Source organism: Streptomyces sp. BK79 (assembly GCF_044142145.1).
GTDB lineage: Bacteria > Actinomycetota > Actinomycetes > Streptomycetales > Streptomycetaceae > Streptomyces.
The window spans coordinates 16,503-31,265 of record NZ_JBHVOC010000003.1; the positions used below are offsets into that span (position 1 = coordinate 16,503).

The window sequence follows — 14,763 nt, forward strand, 5'->3', positions numbered from 1 at the left end:
AGTGTTGACGCGTTGTTTCCGAGGGCGTTAGCTATCGGCACGCCCGTTCAGCACAAGGCCACGGAGGCTCCCGTGACGTCCACTTCCGCGTCGGGCCTGGCCCGTTTCAACGCATCCGAGGAGTCCGCGGCGCTCGCCGAACTCCACAAGGCGTGTGCCTCCACGGCGTGGGCCCGGCGACTGCTCGAAGCCCGCCCCTTCGCCACTGCCGAGGACCTGTACGCCGCCAGCGACGCCGCCATGGCCGAGCTGACGGCGGACGACCTCGCCGAGGCGATGGCCGGGCATCCGCCGATCGGCCGCCCAAAGCCGGGCGACCCGACCTCCTCCCGCGAGCAGGCGGGCATGGCCGGCGCCTCGGAGGACCTCAAGGCGGAGATGCTCGAACTCAACCTGGCCTACCAGGACAAGTTCGGCCACGTCTTCCTCATCTGCGCCACCGGCCGGACCGGCGAGCAGATGCGGGACGCGGTCAAGGAGCGGATCGGGAACTCGCCCGAGCAGGAGCGGGAGATCGTCCGCACCGAACTGGGGAAGATCAACCGCATCCGCCTGAACCGACTCGTCGAACAGGACGCCTGACCATGAGCACCAGCACCACCGCCTCCGTGTCCACGCACATCCTGGACACCAGCGTCGGCCGTCCCGCCGAGGGCGTCGCCGTCCACCTCGCCGCCCGCTCGGGCGGCGATGCGGACTGGCAGAAGCTCGGCGGCTCCGCGACCGACGCGGACGGCCGGTGCAAGGACCTCCCGGCACTGCCGGAGGGCACCACCCACGTACGGCTCGACTTCGACACCGAGACGTACTTCGCCAAGAAACAAGCCGCGGCCCAGCAGGACGCCCCCGCGCTCCGGGACAGCGAGAACGGCCGGCCGGTGTTCTTCCCCGAGGTCACCATCACCTTCGCGGTGGTGCCCGGGGAGCACTACCACGTTCCGCTGCTGCTCAACCCGTTCGGCTACTCCGTTTACCGAGGGAGCTGACCGACACATGACCCGCTTCGTCCTGGGACAGAACCAGTACGGCAAGGCAGAGAACCGCGTTGTCAAGATCACGCGTGACGGCGACACGCACCACATCAAGGACCTGAACGTCTCCGTCGCCCTCTCCGGCGAGATGGAGGAGGTCCACCGCAGCGGCTCCAACGCCAACGTCCTGCCGACCGACACCACCAAGAACACGGTGTTCGCCTTCGCCAAGGAGCACGGCATCGAGAGCGCCGAGGACCTCGGCGTCAAGCTCGCCCGCCACTTCGTGGACAACAACGAGCCGATCCACCGCGCCCGCATCCGCATCGAGGAGTACGGCTGGGAGCGGATCGAGACCTCGAAGGGCGGCGCCCGCTTCGTCGGCTCCGACGAGATCGCCCACTCCTTCGTCCGCAAGGGCCAGGAGACCCGCGTCGCGCAGATCACCTACGACGGCCACGGCATCCAGGTGCTCTCCGGGTTCAAGGACCTGACCGTCCTGAACTCCACCAACTCCGAGTTCTTCGGCTTCCTGAAGGACAAGTACACCACCCTCCAGGAAGACTACGACCGCATCCTCGCCACCACCGTCTCCACCTGGTGGCGGCACAACTGGGACGGCGTCGACTCGCACGCCCCCGACTGGGACCGCTCCTACAGCGGGGTGCGCAAGCACGCGCTCCAGGCGTTCGCCGAGACCTACTCGTACTCGCTCCAGCAGACCCTCTTCGAGATGGGTGTGCGGGTGCTGAACTCCCGCGACGAGGTCGACGAGATCCGCTTCTCGATGCCCAACAAGCACCACTTCCGCTCGGACCTGTCGCCCTTCGGGATGGACAACGAGGCCAAGGACGGCGCCGTGTACTACGCCGCCGACCGCCCCTACGGCCTGATCGAGGCCACCATCCTGCGCGACGGCGCCGAGCAACTCATCCCGGTCGACATGACCAACCTCTGACGCGGAACGCGCGCCACCGGCCCGGCCCCACGGGCCGGCGGCGCGCCACACCGGAGGAAACACCATGGCACTGCCTGCGAAAGGGCCCGCCGACGGCCTGGGTTCCACCCCGCCGGTGCACACCGAGGACGCCGTCACGTCCGTGCATCCGGTCGACGAGAAGCTCCACCCCTCGCGGCTCGTCCCCGCCGCGCTCCAGCACATCGCCGCCATGTACGCGGGCGTCGTCACTCCTCCGCTCATCATCGGCCAGGCCGTCGGCCTCGACATCGAGGGCCGCACCCGGCTGATCGCCGCGAGCCTGCTCATCGCCGGCATCGCCACCCTGATCCAGACCATCGGCGTCAAGGGCTTCGTCGGCAACCGCCTGCCCTTCGTCAACGCCGCCTCCTCGGCCGGCATCGCCCCCATCCTCGCCATCGCCGAGACCAACGGCGACGGCAGCCAACTCCCCGCCATCTACGGCGCGGTGATGGTCGCCGGCGTCTTCTGCCTCGCCGTCGGCCCCTTCTTCGGCCGGCTCCTGCGCTTCTTCCCACCCCTGGTCACCGGCGTGGTCATCACCCTCATCGGCGTCACCCTGATGCCGGTCCCAGTCGGCTGGGCCCAGGGCGGCGACAAGACCGCCGCGGACTTCGGCTCGATGCGCAACCTCGCGCTCGCCGCGTTCACCCTCGGCGTCATCCTCGTCATCCAGCGCTTCGGCAAGGGCTTCCTCAAGCAGGTCGCCCTCCTCTTCGGCCTGCTCATCGGCACCCTGGTCGCCATCCCCTTCGGCATGGCCGACTTCAGCGGCCTGAAGTCCGCGCCGGTCGCGGCCCTGCCCACGCCGTTCGCCTTCGGCGCCCCCGAGTTCCAGCCCGCCGCGATCCTCTCCCTGTGCATCGTGATGCTGGTCCTGATGACCGAGTCGGCCGCAGGCATGCTCGCCCTCGGCGAGATCTGCGACCGCCGCGCCGACTCCAAGGTCATCACCCGCGGCCTGCGCACCGACGGCCTCGCCACCCTGGTCGGCCCCGTCTTCGGAGGCTTCCCCACCTCCGCCTTCGCCCAGAACGTGGGCGTCGTCTCCCTCACCCGGGTGCGCAGCCGCTACGTCGTCGCCGTCGCCGGCGCCACCCTGCTGGTCCTCGGCGCCTTCCCGGTCCTCGGCGCGGTCGTCTCCCTGGTCCCGATGCCGGTCCTCGGCGGCGCGGGCATCGTCCTGTTCGGCTCCATCGCCGTCAGCGGCATCCGTACGCTGTCCGAGGCCGGCCTGGACGACAGCTCCAACATCATCCTGGTGGCCGTGGCGCTCGGTGCGGGCATCATCCCGCTGGCCGCGCCCACCTTCTACGCCGAGTTCCCGGCCTGGGCGCAGACCGTCCTCGGCTCCGGCATCAGCGCCGGGGCGCTCGTCGCGGTCACGCTCAACCTGTTCTTCCACCATCTCGGCACCCGGAGCCGCCCGACGGCCCCGGCACTCAAATCCTCCTAGGGTCCTGCCGTGCCCTCCCCGTGGGTACTCACCCCCGCCCACGGGCCGAACTGAAAGACAAGGAAGCAGCATGGCAGCATCATCGGCAGCCGAGCGCATCGTCATCGAGAACTGTGCCGTCGCGACCGTCGACGCGGGAGACACCGAGTACGCCTCGGGCCACGTCGTGATCGCCGGCAACCGGATCGAGTCCGTCGGCGCGGGGCAGGCACCCGAGGGCCTGGAGAACGTCGTACGCCGGATCGACGCGACCGGTCACCTGGTCACCCCCGGCCTGGTCAACACCCACCACCACTTCTACCAGTGGATCACCCGGGGCCTGGCCACCGACCACAACCTGTTCAACTGGCTGGTCGCGCTGTACCCGACCTGGGCGCGCATCGACGAGCCCATGGCGTACGCGGCCGCCCAGGGCTCCCTCGCCATGATGGCCCGCGGCGGCGTCACCACCGCCATGGACCACCACTACGTCTTCCCCCGGGGCTCCGGCGACCTGTCCGGCGCGATCATCCGCGCCGCCCGCGAGATGGGCGTCCGCTTCACCCTCGCCCGCGGTTCCATGGACCGCGGCGAGTCCGACGGCGGGCTGCCGCCGGACTTCGCGGTGGAGAGCCTGGACGGCGCGCTCGCCGCCACCGAGGCCACCGTCAAGGAGCACCACGACTCCTCCTTCGACGCCATGACCCAGGTCGCCGTCGCCCCCTGCTCGCCCTTCTCCGTCTCCACCGAACTGATGCGCCAGGGCGCCGAACTGGCCCGCCGGCTGGGTGTGCGGCTGCACACCCACGGCTCGGAGACGGTGGAGGAGGAGAAGTTCTGCCACGAGCTGTTCGGCATGGGCCCCACCGACTACTTCGAGTCCACCGGCTGGCTCGGCGAGGACGTGTGGATGGCGCACTGCGTCCACATGAACGACTCCGACATCGCCGCGTTCGCCCGCACGAGGACCGGCGTCGCCCACTGCCCGTCCTCCAACGCCCGGCTGGCAGCCGGAATCGCCCGCGTCCCCGACATGCTCGCCGCCGGCGTCCCGGTCGGTCTCGGCGTGGACGGCACCGCCTCCAACGAGTCCGGCGAACTCCACACCGAACTGCGCAACGCCCTCCTCGTCAACCGCCTCGGCGCCCACCGCGAGGCCGCGCTGAACGCCCGCAAGGCGCTGCGCCTGGGCACCTACGGCGGTGCGCAGGTCCTCGGCCGGGCCGCCGAGACCGGCTCCCTGGAGGCGGGCAAGCTCGCCGACCTGGTGCTGTGGCGGATGGACACCCTCGCCCACTCCTCCATCGCCGACCCGGTGACCGCCCTGGTCTTCGGCGCCGCCGCCCCGGTCACGGCATCGTTCGTGAACGGCCGGCAGATCGTCGAGGACGGCAGGCTGCTCACGGCCGACGAGGACGCCATCGCCCGCTCCACCCGCGACGAGGCGCAGCGGCTGGCGAGGATCGCCGCGCAGGCCTGAACGACCTACGACCGCAACGACGTACGACCGAACACCACTTGATCTCCGGCCGAGAGGGACGGCTTTCGGCCGGTAGCCGTGGACCCGAGCGGGGTCCATGGCGGCCGTCTCCGGGGGCGTGCGTCCATACGCACGCCCCGGGAGCGGTCACCGTTTCCCCAGAACGGTCCGTCACGGTCCCGCACGACCGTCACCACCAGCACCACCTCCCTGACACCCACGTCAGAGCTGACGTGTACCCGACCGGAGGAACGCCGCCGTGGCCGACCACCCTGTAGACGAGAAACTCCCGCCCCTCAAGATGGCGACGACCGGCCTGCAGCACGTGGCCGCCATGTACGCCGGAGTAGTCGCACCACCCCTGATAGTCGGCGCGGCCATCGGGCTGTCCGCCACCGAACTCACCTTCCTCACCGGCGCCTGCCTGTTCACCGCGGGCCTGGCGACCTTCCTGCAGACCCTGGGCATCTGGAAGATCGGCGCCCGCCTGCCGTTCGTCAACGGCGTCACCTTCGCCGGCGTCGCCCCCATGACCGCGATCGTCGCCTCCACCGAGGACAAGGACGACGCGTTGCCGATCATCTTCGGCGCCGTCATCGTCGCCGGACTCCTCGGCTTCCTGTTCTCCCCCGTCTTCTGCAAGGCGATCCGCTTCTTCCCGCCGGTCGTCACCGGCACGGTCATCACCCTCATCGGCATCTCCCTGCTGCCCGTCGCCTTCGGGTGGGCACAGGGCTCCAGCCCGGCGGCGGACGACTTCGGCTCGGCGACCAACCTGGGCCTGGCCGCGATCACCCTGGTGATCGTGCTCCTCCTGCGCCGCTTCACCCGCGGGTTCGTCAAGCAGATCGCCGTGCTGCTCGGCCTGGTCGCGGGCACGATCATCGCGATCCCGTTCGGTGTGACCGACTTCGGACCGGTCACGGAGGCGAGCGTCGTCGGCTTCCCGACCCCGTTCCACTTCGGCGCCCCGCAGTTCCAGCTCGCCGCGATCCTCTCCATGTGCGTGGTGATGGTGGTCTCCATGACCGAGTCCACCGCCGACATGCTCGCGCTCGGCGAGATCGTGGACCGCAAGGCCGACGAGAAGACCATCGCGGCCGGTCTGCGCGCCGACACCCTGGGCTCGGCGATCAGCCCGATCTTCAACGGCTTCATGTGCAGCGCCTTCGCGCAGAACATCGGCCTGGTCGCGATGACCAAGATCCGCAGCCGCTACGTCGTCGCCGCGGGCGGCGGCTTCCTGGTGCTGATGGGCCTGTGTCCGATGGCCGCCTCGCTCATCGCCGTCGTGCCCCGCCCCGTGCTCGGCGGCGCCGGCGTCGTGCTGTTCGGCTCGGTCGCGGCCAGCGGCATCCAGACCCTGGTCCGGGCGAGCCTGGACAAGGACAACAACGTCCTGATCGTGGCGGTGTCCCTGGCCGTCGGCATCATCCCGATCGCGGCGCCGGAGTTCTACCACTCGTTCCCGGAGAACGCGAAGATCATCCTGGACTCGGGCATCTCGACCGGCTGTGTGGCCGCCGTCCTGCTCAACCTGGTCTTCAACCACATCGGCAAGGGACAGGACGCGGAGGACGTGACCCATCCGATGGAGGCCGGGGAGGAGATCACCGGGGCGTCCCGCGCCCCGGCCACCCCGTGAGTCCGGCACCGGGTGAACCCCGGGCGTTACCGGGGCCGGCGCCTCCACCACAGGCGCCGGCCCCACATGTGTCCGGCGCGGAGCCGGGACGTCGGCGTCACGCGTCGAGCAGCGCCGGGTCCGTGGCCAGTTCCTTGAAGCGCTGCCGCGGATCGGCCACCAGCCGGCGGGCCGTCAGGTCCATCAGCCCGCCCACCGCCTCGATCTCGGCCGCGACCGTGCCGTCCGCCTTGCGGACGGTCTGCCGGATCCGGAACGTCTTGCCCTCGCCCCACTCGAACGCGCAGCTCACCTCGACCTCGTCACCGGCGAGCAGCTCCCGCCGGTAACGGATCGTCGTCTCCAGGGCGACGGGGCCCACGCCCCGGGACACGAGGTCGGCCTGGCGGATGCCGGCCGCGCGGAGCAGCGACCAGCGGGCGTGCTCGGCGTAGTTGAGGTAGACGGACTGGTTCAGATGGCCCTGCGTATCGGTCTCGTACCCGCGGACCGTCACGGGTACGGAAAACGGCTCGCTCACCGCTGCTGCCTCTCCTCGTGGACGTACGGACCCCTCGATCCTGGCACGGGGCGTCACACCTTCCGCGGGGAGGCCAGCAGGTAACGGGCCCGGGTACGCGGCTCGGTGTGCTCCCCGACCTGCCAGCCCGCCCGCTCCAGCGTCGCCGCGCAGGCCCGCAGCGCGGTGCCGTCCGGCTCGTACACGGCGACGGCCTCCGGCTGCGGTGTCGCCCGCACCCGGTACCCGTCCGTGCCGGCCGGGCCCGCCGGACGATGCCCGGCCGCCTCCAGGGCGAGCGCGGCGGCCCGCACGAGATGCGTCCGCTCCCACCCGCAGGGCCGGTCCGTGCTCCCGTCGGGATGCGTCATCCGGCGCAGCTCCAACAGCCCCTGCCAGGCGCCGCGCACCTCACGCAGCCGCGCCGGTCCGGCCTCGCCGGGCACCGGCTCCTCCCCGCCCACGCGAGCGGCGAAGACGCCCCCGTCGGCCGGTGCGGAGGTCCCACCGGCCGGTGCGGAGGTCCCGTCGCCCGACGGGCGGGTGCTGGCGGAGGCCGTCGGGGCCTGCCCGGCGGGGGCCTCCCGTATCCGGTGCCCGGCCGGGGTGAGGAAGTGGTCGTGCGGCGGACGGTGGTGCCGGAAGGCGAGCCCGCGCTTCACCAGCGCGGTGAGCTGGGCCTCCGTGCCCTTCAGCCGGCCGGTCACGGGGTCGGCGGCGGCGATGAGGCGCCGCTGCGCCGCGGTCGGCGACAGTGCCACGGCGTCCTCCTTCCGTCGGCCCGCACGCCCTCGAAGACAGCTCTGCGAGACTGCCCTCGAAGACTACGACGGAGGTCTGACATTCCACGCGGCGATCACCGGCCGCCCGTGCTCCGTGCCCAGCCGGCACAGCGTCCCCGTGCCCAGCTGGAACAGCGCGCCGTGCGACGGCGGCAGCCCCAGGTGCCGTGCGGTCAGCACCCGCAGGAAGTGTCCGTGCGCCACCAGCACCACGCACCCCTCGGTGTCGGCGAACGCGGCCTCCACCCGGGCCAGCACCCGGTCGGCCCGCTCGCCGACCTGCTCCGGCGTCTCCCCGGGGTGGTCCGGCGGCCCGGGCTCGACCCCGTCCGTGAACAGGAACCAGTCGGGCCTGGTCCGGTGGATCTCGACCGTCGTGATCCCCTCGTACCCGCCGTAGTCCCACTCGTGCAGGTCCGGATCGATCCGGACCCCGTGCAGTCCGATCAGCTCGGCCGTCTCCCTGGCCCGCTGGAACGGACTGACGAACGCGGCCCCGATCCGGTGCGAACGGATCAGCGGCACCAGACTCCGCGCCTGCTCCCGCCCGTTGTCGGTCAGCGGCACGTCCGTCAGCCCGGTGTGCCGCCCGGACCGCGACCACTCGGTCTCCCCGTGCCGCACCAGAAAAAGATCACCCATGCCCCCAGACTACGGCCGGGGTTCGCCCCGGGCCGATTGTCAGTGGCGTCTGCTTCAGTGATCCGTATGAGCGACCACTACCTGACGGTGATCCCGACCGACCCCTGGTGGCAGCCCGGCGAGGAGGCCGCCGGCCGTGCCGCCGCGGTTTTGGCCGGATTCCTGCCGGACCACGACCGCCTGGGGGAGGACGAGGTCAAGTGGCACGACATACCCCGGGTCGTCGTCTGCGGGGAGAATTTGCAGGGGATCAGGTGCCCGCGGTGCGGGGCGGACCTGTACACCGGCGAGTGGTTCGGGAAGGAGGTGACGGCCCGGCATGAGGAGGGTTTCGCCACCCTGGGGACCACGACGCCCTGCTGCGGTGCGCGGACCTCCCTCAACGACCTGGTCTACGACTGGCCGTGCGGCTTCGCCCGGTTCGAGATCGACGTGCTGTACCCGGAGCGGGACTGGCTCTCCGAGGAGGAACTCGCCCGCGTGGCCGAGGCGCTCGGCCACCCGGTCCGCCAGATCCTTTCCCACTGGTAGGCCGAAGCCCTCCGGGAGAGCCGGGCCGGGACTACTGCCGGTACCCGCCGAGGAACCGTCCGATCCGCCCCATCGCCGCCTCCAGGTCGTCCGCGTGGGGCAGGGTCAGGATGCGGAAGTGGTCGGGGGCGGGCCAGTTGAAGCCGGTGCCCTGGACGACCTGGATCTTCTCCCGCAGCAGCAGGTCCAGGACGAACTTCTCGTCGTCGTGGATCCTGTGCACCGCCGGGTCGAGGCGCGCGAACGCGTACAGCGCGCCCTTGGGCTTCACGCAGGACACGCCGGGGATCTCGTTCAGCTTCTCCCAGGCCACGTCCCGCTGTTCGCGCAGCCTGCCGCCCGGGGCCGTCAGCTCGCGGATCGACTGCCGGCCGCCGAGCGCGGCCTGGATGGCGTACTGGGCGGGCGCGTTGGCGCACAGCCGCATGGAGGCCAGCATGGTCAGGCCCTCCAGGTAGTCGCGCGCGTGCTGCCGCGGCCCCGTGACGACCAGCCAGCCGGAGCGGAAGCCCGCCACCCGGTACGTCTTGGACAGGCCGCAGAAGGTGAGGACCACCAGGTCGGGGGCGAGGGCTGCGGCCGAGTGGTGCACGGCGTCGTCGTACAGGATCTGGTCGTAGATCTCGTCGGCGAAGACCATCAGACCGTGCCGGCGGGCGAGGTCGAGGATGCCCTCGACGATCTCCTTGGGATAGACGGCGCCCGTGGGGTTGTTGGGGTTGATGATGACGACCGCCTTGGTGCGGTCGGTGATCTTCGACTCCATGTCGGCCAGGTCCGGGTACCACTCCGCCTGCTCGTCGCACAGGTAGTGCACCGCCTTGCCGCCCGCGAGGGTGGTCACCGCCGTCCAGAGGGGGAAGTCGGGGGCGGGGATCAGGACTTCGTCGCCGTCCTCCAGCAGGGCCTGTACGGCCATGGAGACCAGCTCGGAGACGCCGTTGCCGAGGAAGACGTCGTCCACGCCCACCTCCAGGCCGAGGGCCTGGTAGCGCTGGGCGACGGCACGGCGGGCGGAGAGGACGCCGCGCGAGTCCGTGTAGCCGTGCGCCTGGGGGAGCATGCGGATCATGTCCTGGAGGATCTCCTCCGGCGCCTCGAAACCGAAGAGCGCCGGGTTGCCCGTGTTCAGGCGCAGCACGCTGTGCCCGGCCTCCTCCAGCGCGTTGGCGTGCTCGATGACCGGGCCGCGGATCTCGTAACAGACCTCGCTGAGTTTGTTCGACTGCCGGAACTCCATGCGGCGCTTCCCCTCCGGTGATCTGGTGATGCTTGGTTTTACCAAGTAGGAGCTTGGAAAGTCCAACAACTTGTCTACACTGCGTCGCATGTCACCTCGCCGAAGCTACGACCAGTACTGTTCCGCCGCCCGCGCGCTCGACTCCGTCGGCGACCGCTGGACCCTGCTGATCGTCCGGGAGCTGCTGGCCGGCCCGCGGCGCTACACCGACCTGCACGCCGACCTGCCCGGCGTCAGCACGGACGTCCTCGCCTCGCGGCTGAAGGACATGGAGCGCGACGGGCTGACGAACCGGCGCCGCCTGCCCCCGCCGGGAGCGGCGTACGTCTATGAACTCACCCCGCGAGGCCGCGCGTTGCTGCCGGTGCTGGAGGCGCTCGGCGCGTGGGGCGCCGGTGAGCTGGGGGAACGGCGGCCCACCGACGCCGTACGGGCGCACTGGTTCGCGCTGCCCCTGCGGCGCGCGCTGCGGGAGGCCGGAGCGGGCGAGGGGGTCGTGGAGGTCCGGCTGGAGGAGGGGGAGTTCCACCTGCACGCCGGTGCGGACGGCGGGGACGCGGTGTACGGCGACGGTCCCGCGCCGGGGGAACCCGACGCCCGCCTGGTGCTGGACGCCGGGACGTGCGCGGCGCTCAGCCGCGGCGAACTGGGCCTGCGGGAGGCGGTGCGCGACGGCCGCGTCGAGGTGACCGGCGAGGGCGCGGCGGCCAAGGAGCTCAGGGAGGTGTGAAACATCAGGAGGCCCGCCGTCGGCGGGCCTCCTGACCGGTGCTCAGGCGCCCGGCGGCACCCGCGACGGGCGTCCGGAACCGCGCGTCAGCGCGTACCCGCCGATGCCCGCGAGCGCGGCCAGCACGGCACCGATCCCGGTCCACACCCACCGGTCGGACCACCAGCCCGACGACCAGCCGTCCTCGGGCTCGATCTCGGACAGCACCGCGGCGCGCTCCGCGTCGTCGTCCTGTCCGGACGTCATCGCGACGCCCGGCACCAGCGGCTCGGACAGCGAGCCGTCCACGGCGGCCGCTCCGCCCATGTCCTTGGAGTCGACCCGCACCTCGGCGCCGACCGGCACGCCGAGGTCGGACGTCGGCAGGCCCACCACCGTCAGCCGGACGTAGTACGTGCCGGGCAGCGGGTCGTTGGCCCACGGCTCGGACCAGGCGCGGACCGTGCGCAGCACGCACGCCAGCTCCACGGAGGGCGTGCCCTCGGCCGCCGTGCGCGTCTGGGCGCCCCACTGGCAGGCCTGGCGGCGGCGCAGACCGTCGTACACGTCGATCCGCCACGTCTGGGAGGCGTGCGCCCCGGGCAGCTTCACCGTGGCCTTCACGGTCGGCCGCTGCTCCGCGTCCGCGGGGAACGACCAGTACAGGTAGTCGCCCGCGGAGCCGCTCGCCGTGGCCCGCTGACCCTGCTCGATCTCCGTCGCCGTACGGAAGGACGTGCCCGCACTGGTCGGCGCGCCGCCGTCCTCCGACGGGCTCGCGGAGGGCGTGCCCTCGGCCGCCGCGGGTGCGGCGGCGAGACCGAGCAGCAGCAGCGCGGTACTCAGCACTCGGGTGATACGCATCAGTGGGTCCTCCAGACCGCGAACCGCCAGCGCGACAGCCAGCCCCACAGCAGACCGGCGAGGAAACCGACGAGCACCAGCACGCCCAGCAGCCACCAGCCGCGTCCGAGGCCGAAGGCGGCCACGTCGTCGGCCTGGTTCGGTCCGTCCACGACGTCGACCGTCAGCTCCAGCGGCAGACCGGGGGTGGTCTTCACGCCGGGCGCGGCGGAGAAGGAGTTGGTGACCTGGAGGCAGACGGGCTCCGCGGCCGGCTTGCCCGCGTCCGCGTCGTCGATCTCCGGCTTCGGGTAGCGCAGACCGGTCGAGACCACGTCCGTGCGGCCGTTGCCCGCCGCCTCGCCGCGCACGATCTCCCGGCCGTGCGCCGTGACCGCCCGCAGCAGCACCCCGTAGGACGGGCTCACGGCACGGTCGGCGCCCACGCTCACCGAGGCGCGCAGTTCCTGTCCCGGCAGCACGTCCACCCGGTACCAGCGCTGCTGCCCGAACTCCTCGCGGTCCGTGTACAGCCCCGACTCCAGCGTCGGCGCCTTCGCGCACGCGTCGGCGCCCTCGGTGGCGACCGGCGTCACCACCGGGTCGGCCGCCCGGTCCACCAACTGGTTGACGCGGTCGGTGAGTTCGTCGGTGTGCTCGATGGAGGTGTAGGTCCCGCCGGTCGCCTCGGCGATGCAGCTCAGCTGCTGCCGCATCGTGGCGTTGGGGACCAGGCCCAGCGTGTCGATGGTCAGCCCGATGCCCTTGGCCGCGATCTCGCGGGCCACCTCGCACGGGTCGAGCGGCGCGCAGGTGTCCTCGCCGTCGCTGATCAGGACGATGCGCTTGGAGCCGTTCCCGCCGTCGAGGTCGTCGGCGGCCTTGAGCAGTGCGGGCCCGATCGGCGTCCAGCCGGTGGGCGCCAGCGTCGCCACCGCCGTCTTGGCCTCGGTGCGGTCCAGCGGGCCGACCGGATAGAGCTGCGCGGTGTCCTCGCAGCCCCTCCTGCGGTCGTCACCCGGGTAGTTCGCGCCCAGGGTGCGGATGCCGAGCCGTACTTCCTCCGGCGTCGCGTCGAGCACCTCGTTGAACGCCTGCTTCGCCGCGGCCATCCGGGTACCGCCGTCGATGTCCCGCGTCCGCATCGAACCGCTGACGTCGAGCACCAGGTCGACCTTCGGCGCGTCCTGGCCCGTGGGTTCGCCGGCGGTCGCCGGGGCCGGGAAGGCTATCCCGGCCGCCAGCGCGGCGAGCAGGGCACAGGCACCCGCCGCCAGCCGTGTTCTTGTGATCATCGGCGGATCTTATGGATCACTGGTGCCGGGCTCCAAAACGAGACCCCGCGCCGCGCGAACCTCACGCCCACCGCAGTGGGTTGGGCAGCCGGGCCCACTGGTCCCCGGTGCCCTCCGGTGAGGTGCGCATCAGCGTGAGCGCCTTCACCGGCAGCGGCTGTTCGCACAGATCCACCAGGTCGGGTGAGCGCGGCAGTTCCCGTACGGCCGCCCCCAGCGCGTCCCGCAACGCCGCCCCCGTGCCCGCGGTGGCCGCCAGCGCACCCCCCACCAGCGAGCCGAACAGCTTCCGGCGCAGCACCGCGGGGTCGTCGGTGAGCATCCGCGCGGGCAGCTCCGGAGCCGCGATGCCGTACCGGGCCAGCCGTGCCGGACTCACCCGGATGTCGGCGAGGTCGCGGTAGACCAGGCGCACGGGATCGCCGGCCGGGGACAGCACCACGAGGAGGTTCTGGCCGTGCGCCTCCAAGGCCACCCCCCGCTCCAGCGCGCGCAGTCCGACACCGAGCGCGAGCCGGGCGAAGGCCGCCAGCCACTTCGGGGACCGGGGCAGCGGGGTGGTCGCCAGCGCCGCCACCGGCACGACGTGCTCGCCGGCCGAGCCGTGGGCGCCCGGCGACTCGCGCAGTACGGCGGCCAGGTCGGGCGAGTGGGCGGTGGCCGCGCCCAGCGCGCGGGTCACGTGCAGCAGGCCCCCCATGCGGGCCGCCAGCTCCTCGCCGAACGACGAGAGGGCCGCCGACGCGGCGACCGACGCGACCGAGATGTCCCGCACCGACGACGTCAGCCGGGCGCTCAGCGCGGTCTTGACGTGCGGGCCGCCGGGCACGGCGAGCGTCCGCAGGGACATCAGCGGGTGCGCGGCGATCCGCTCCTCGCACGGCCGCTTGAGCACGTGCGCGGCCTGCCACGGATGCACCGGGAGCAGGATCCGCGTCCCGTCCCGCAGGTCCCCGGGCCACACCCCCGACACCAGGCACCCGTCGGCCGGTACCGGCACCAGGCCCAGCCCCACCACCGGTCCGTGCTCGGGCCCGTAGGCGAGCTGCTCCGCCACGGAGAAACCCGGCCGGGAACGGCAGTTGGGGTGGTACGGGTGCCCGTCGACCACCCGCCGCTCCCACGCCCAGTCGCTGTCCGGCCACTCGTCCGGGTGATTCTCCCGCGCCCCCGCTTCCCGTGCCCTCTCTTCCCACGCGGCGCGCGACAGCGCCAACGATGCCACGCTGTGCCCGAGTTCCGCGGCGAACCCCGCCGAGTGCGGCACGGCGAGGTCGCCCACCAGGCGCGCCGGGTCGTCGTACCCGGCCCCGTCGAGCCGTACCCCGCGCACATACCCGTCCGTGCGGTACGGGTCGGCCGCCGGGCCCGCCAGGGTGCGCCCGTCCCGCAGGCGCAGGACGAGTCCGTCCCGCACGGCTTCCCGGCCCGCGATCCACGGCAGGGGTTCGTACGCGAACGCGCGCCACAACCGGGACAGCACGGCCGCGCGGGCGCCGGGCAGCTCCCGCGCGAACCGGGCCACGAGACCGGGCCGGACGGCCGCCAGCTCCTCGGCGACCTCGGCCTCTGCACTGGGGGAACGATGCACGGGCGGGCTCCTCGGGTACGAGTAGGACGTCACGGCTCGGGCGCGACGACAGACATACTGATCGTCCCCGCCGACTCCGCCATGGACAGACCGTAGGGAACGAGTGGAACGCGTGGATTTC

General features: G+C 72.1%; 15 protein-coding genes. 8 read left to right on the forward strand and 7 right to left on the reverse strand.

Annotation, left to right across the window (positions count from 1 at the left end; all coding sequences use genetic code 11):
- The first annotated feature begins 72 nt into the window (after window positions 1-72).
- From uraD to ACFIF2_RS04025, 6 genes are all read left to right on the forward strand, one after another.
- Window positions 73-582 carry a 2-oxo-4-hydroxy-4-carboxy-5-ureidoimidazoline decarboxylase gene (gene uraD / locus ACFIF2_RS04000; protein WP_395571063.1) on the forward strand — a complete coding sequence of 170 codons (510 nt, stop codon included), beginning with the start codon at window positions 73-75 and terminating at the stop codon, window positions 580-582.
- Between the two features lie 2 nt (window positions 583-584).
- Window positions 585-986 (forward strand): hydroxyisourate hydrolase, encoded by a 402-nt coding sequence (gene uraH / locus ACFIF2_RS04005; RefSeq protein WP_395571064.1) that lies wholly within the window; start codon window positions 585-587, stop codon window positions 984-986.
- A 7-nt stretch (window positions 987-993) separates the two neighbouring features.
- A complete protein-coding gene (gene pucL, locus ACFIF2_RS04010; RefSeq protein WP_395571065.1) occupies window positions 994-1,929 on the forward strand; it encodes a factor-independent urate hydroxylase in 936 nt (311 codons plus the stop codon).
- Window positions 1,930-1,993: 64 nt separating this feature from the next.
- Window positions 1,994-3,406 carry a nucleobase:cation symporter-2 family protein gene (locus tag ACFIF2_RS04015; protein ID WP_395571066.1) on the forward strand — a complete coding sequence of 471 codons (1,413 nt, stop codon included), beginning with the start codon at window positions 1,994-1,996 and terminating at the stop codon, window positions 3,404-3,406.
- Between the two features lie 70 nt (window positions 3,407-3,476).
- Entirely contained in the window at window positions 3,477-4,865 is a 1,389-nt protein-coding gene (locus ACFIF2_RS04020; RefSeq protein WP_395571067.1) for an 8-oxoguanine deaminase, read from the forward strand.
- Window positions 4,866-5,124: 259 nt separating this feature from the next.
- Window positions 5,125-6,510, forward strand: a complete 1,386-nt coding sequence (locus ACFIF2_RS04025) for a nucleobase:cation symporter-2 family protein (RefSeq protein ID WP_395571068.1) — start codon at window positions 5,125-5,127, stop codon at window positions 6,508-6,510.
- Between the two features lie 97 nt (window positions 6,511-6,607).
- On the opposite strand, the gene ACFIF2_RS04030 is transcribed toward ACFIF2_RS04025, so the two are convergent.
- From ACFIF2_RS04030 to ACFIF2_RS04040, 3 genes are all read right to left on the reverse strand, one after another.
- Window positions 6,608-7,030, reverse strand: a complete 423-nt coding sequence (locus tag ACFIF2_RS04030) for an acyl-CoA thioesterase (RefSeq protein WP_395571069.1) — start codon at window positions 7,028-7,030, stop codon at window positions 6,608-6,610.
- Window positions 7,031-7,083: 53 nt separating this feature from the next.
- Entirely contained in the window at window positions 7,084-7,770 is a 687-nt protein-coding gene (locus ACFIF2_RS04035; protein ID WP_395571070.1) for a hypothetical protein, read from the reverse strand.
- Between the two features lie 63 nt (window positions 7,771-7,833).
- A complete protein-coding gene (locus ACFIF2_RS04040) occupies window positions 7,834-8,433 on the reverse strand; it encodes a histidine phosphatase family protein (protein WP_395571071.1) in 600 nt (199 codons plus the stop codon).
- 66 nt (window positions 8,434-8,499) lie between these two features.
- Here ACFIF2_RS04040 and ACFIF2_RS04045 point away from each other — a divergent pair, with 66 nt between their 5' ends.
- Window positions 8,500-8,964: a hypothetical protein gene (locus ACFIF2_RS04045; protein ID WP_395571072.1), complete on the forward strand. Its 465-nt coding sequence runs from the start codon at window positions 8,500-8,502 to the stop codon at window positions 8,962-8,964.
- A 31-nt stretch (window positions 8,965-8,995) separates the two neighbouring features.
- Here ACFIF2_RS04045 and ACFIF2_RS04050 read toward each other — a convergent pair whose 3' ends face one another.
- Window positions 8,996-10,204, reverse strand: coding sequence for a pyridoxal phosphate-dependent aminotransferase (locus ACFIF2_RS04050; protein ID WP_395571073.1), 1,209 nt, complete (start codon window positions 10,202-10,204; stop codon window positions 8,996-8,998).
- An 88-nt stretch (window positions 10,205-10,292) separates the two neighbouring features.
- Here ACFIF2_RS04050 and ACFIF2_RS04055 point away from each other — a divergent pair, with 88 nt between their 5' ends.
- Window positions 10,293-10,934: a winged helix-turn-helix transcriptional regulator gene (locus tag ACFIF2_RS04055; RefSeq protein WP_395571074.1), complete on the forward strand. Its 642-nt coding sequence runs from the start codon at window positions 10,293-10,295 to the stop codon at window positions 10,932-10,934.
- Between the two features lie 42 nt (window positions 10,935-10,976).
- Here the strand turns inward: ACFIF2_RS04055 and ACFIF2_RS04060 are convergent, their stop codons facing one another.
- From ACFIF2_RS04060 to ACFIF2_RS04070, 3 genes are all read right to left on the reverse strand, one after another.
- Complete coding sequence (locus tag ACFIF2_RS04060; RefSeq protein ID WP_395571075.1) at window positions 10,977-11,777, reverse strand: hypothetical protein; 801 nt, start codon at window positions 11,775-11,777, stop codon at window positions 10,977-10,979.
- Window positions 11,777-13,051 (reverse strand): VWA domain-containing protein, encoded by a 1,275-nt coding sequence (locus tag ACFIF2_RS04065; protein ID WP_395571076.1) that lies wholly within the window; start codon window positions 13,049-13,051, stop codon window positions 11,777-11,779. The genes ACFIF2_RS04060 and ACFIF2_RS04065 overlap by 1 nt, the downstream gene beginning before the upstream one ends.
- A gap of 61 nt (window positions 13,052-13,112) precedes the next feature.
- Entirely contained in the window at window positions 13,113-14,642 is a 1,530-nt protein-coding gene (locus ACFIF2_RS04070) for an IucA/IucC family protein (RefSeq protein WP_395571077.1), read from the reverse strand.
- Window positions 14,643-14,763: the final 121 nt, after the last annotated feature.

Bases quoted from the DNA above. Each gene is read 5' to 3' on its own strand.
- ACFIF2_RS04050 (WP_395571073.1), bottom strand. From the start codon at position 10,204: ATGGAGTTCCGGCAGTCGAACAAACTCAGCGAGGTCTGTTACGAGATC.
- uraH (WP_395571064.1), top strand. From the start codon at position 585: ATGAGCACCAGCACCACCGCCTCCGTGTCCACGCACATCCTGGACACC.
- ACFIF2_RS04045 (WP_395571072.1), top strand. From the start codon at position 8,500: ATGAGCGACCACTACCTGACGGTGATCCCGACCGACCCCTGGTGGCAG.
- ACFIF2_RS04020 (WP_395571067.1), top strand. From the start codon at position 3,477: ATGGCAGCATCATCGGCAGCCGAGCGCATCGTCATCGAGAACTGTGCC.
- ACFIF2_RS04015 (WP_395571066.1), top strand. From the start codon at position 1,994: ATGGCACTGCCTGCGAAAGGGCCCGCCGACGGCCTGGGTTCCACCCCG.
- ACFIF2_RS04060 (WP_395571075.1), bottom strand. From the start codon at position 11,777: ATGCGTATCACCCGAGTGCTGAGTACCGCGCTGCTGCTGCTCGGTCTC.
- ACFIF2_RS04065 (WP_395571076.1), bottom strand. From the start codon at position 13,051: ATGATCACAAGAACACGGCTGGCGGCGGGTGCCTGTGCCCTGCTCGCC.
- ACFIF2_RS04040 (WP_395571071.1), bottom strand. From the start codon at position 8,433: ATGGGTGATCTTTTTCTGGTGCGGCACGGGGAGACCGAGTGGTCGCGG.
- pucL (WP_395571065.1), top strand. From the start codon at position 994: ATGACCCGCTTCGTCCTGGGACAGAACCAGTACGGCAAGGCAGAGAAC.
- ACFIF2_RS04055 (WP_395571074.1), top strand. From the start codon at position 10,293: ATGTCACCTCGCCGAAGCTACGACCAGTACTGTTCCGCCGCCCGCGCG.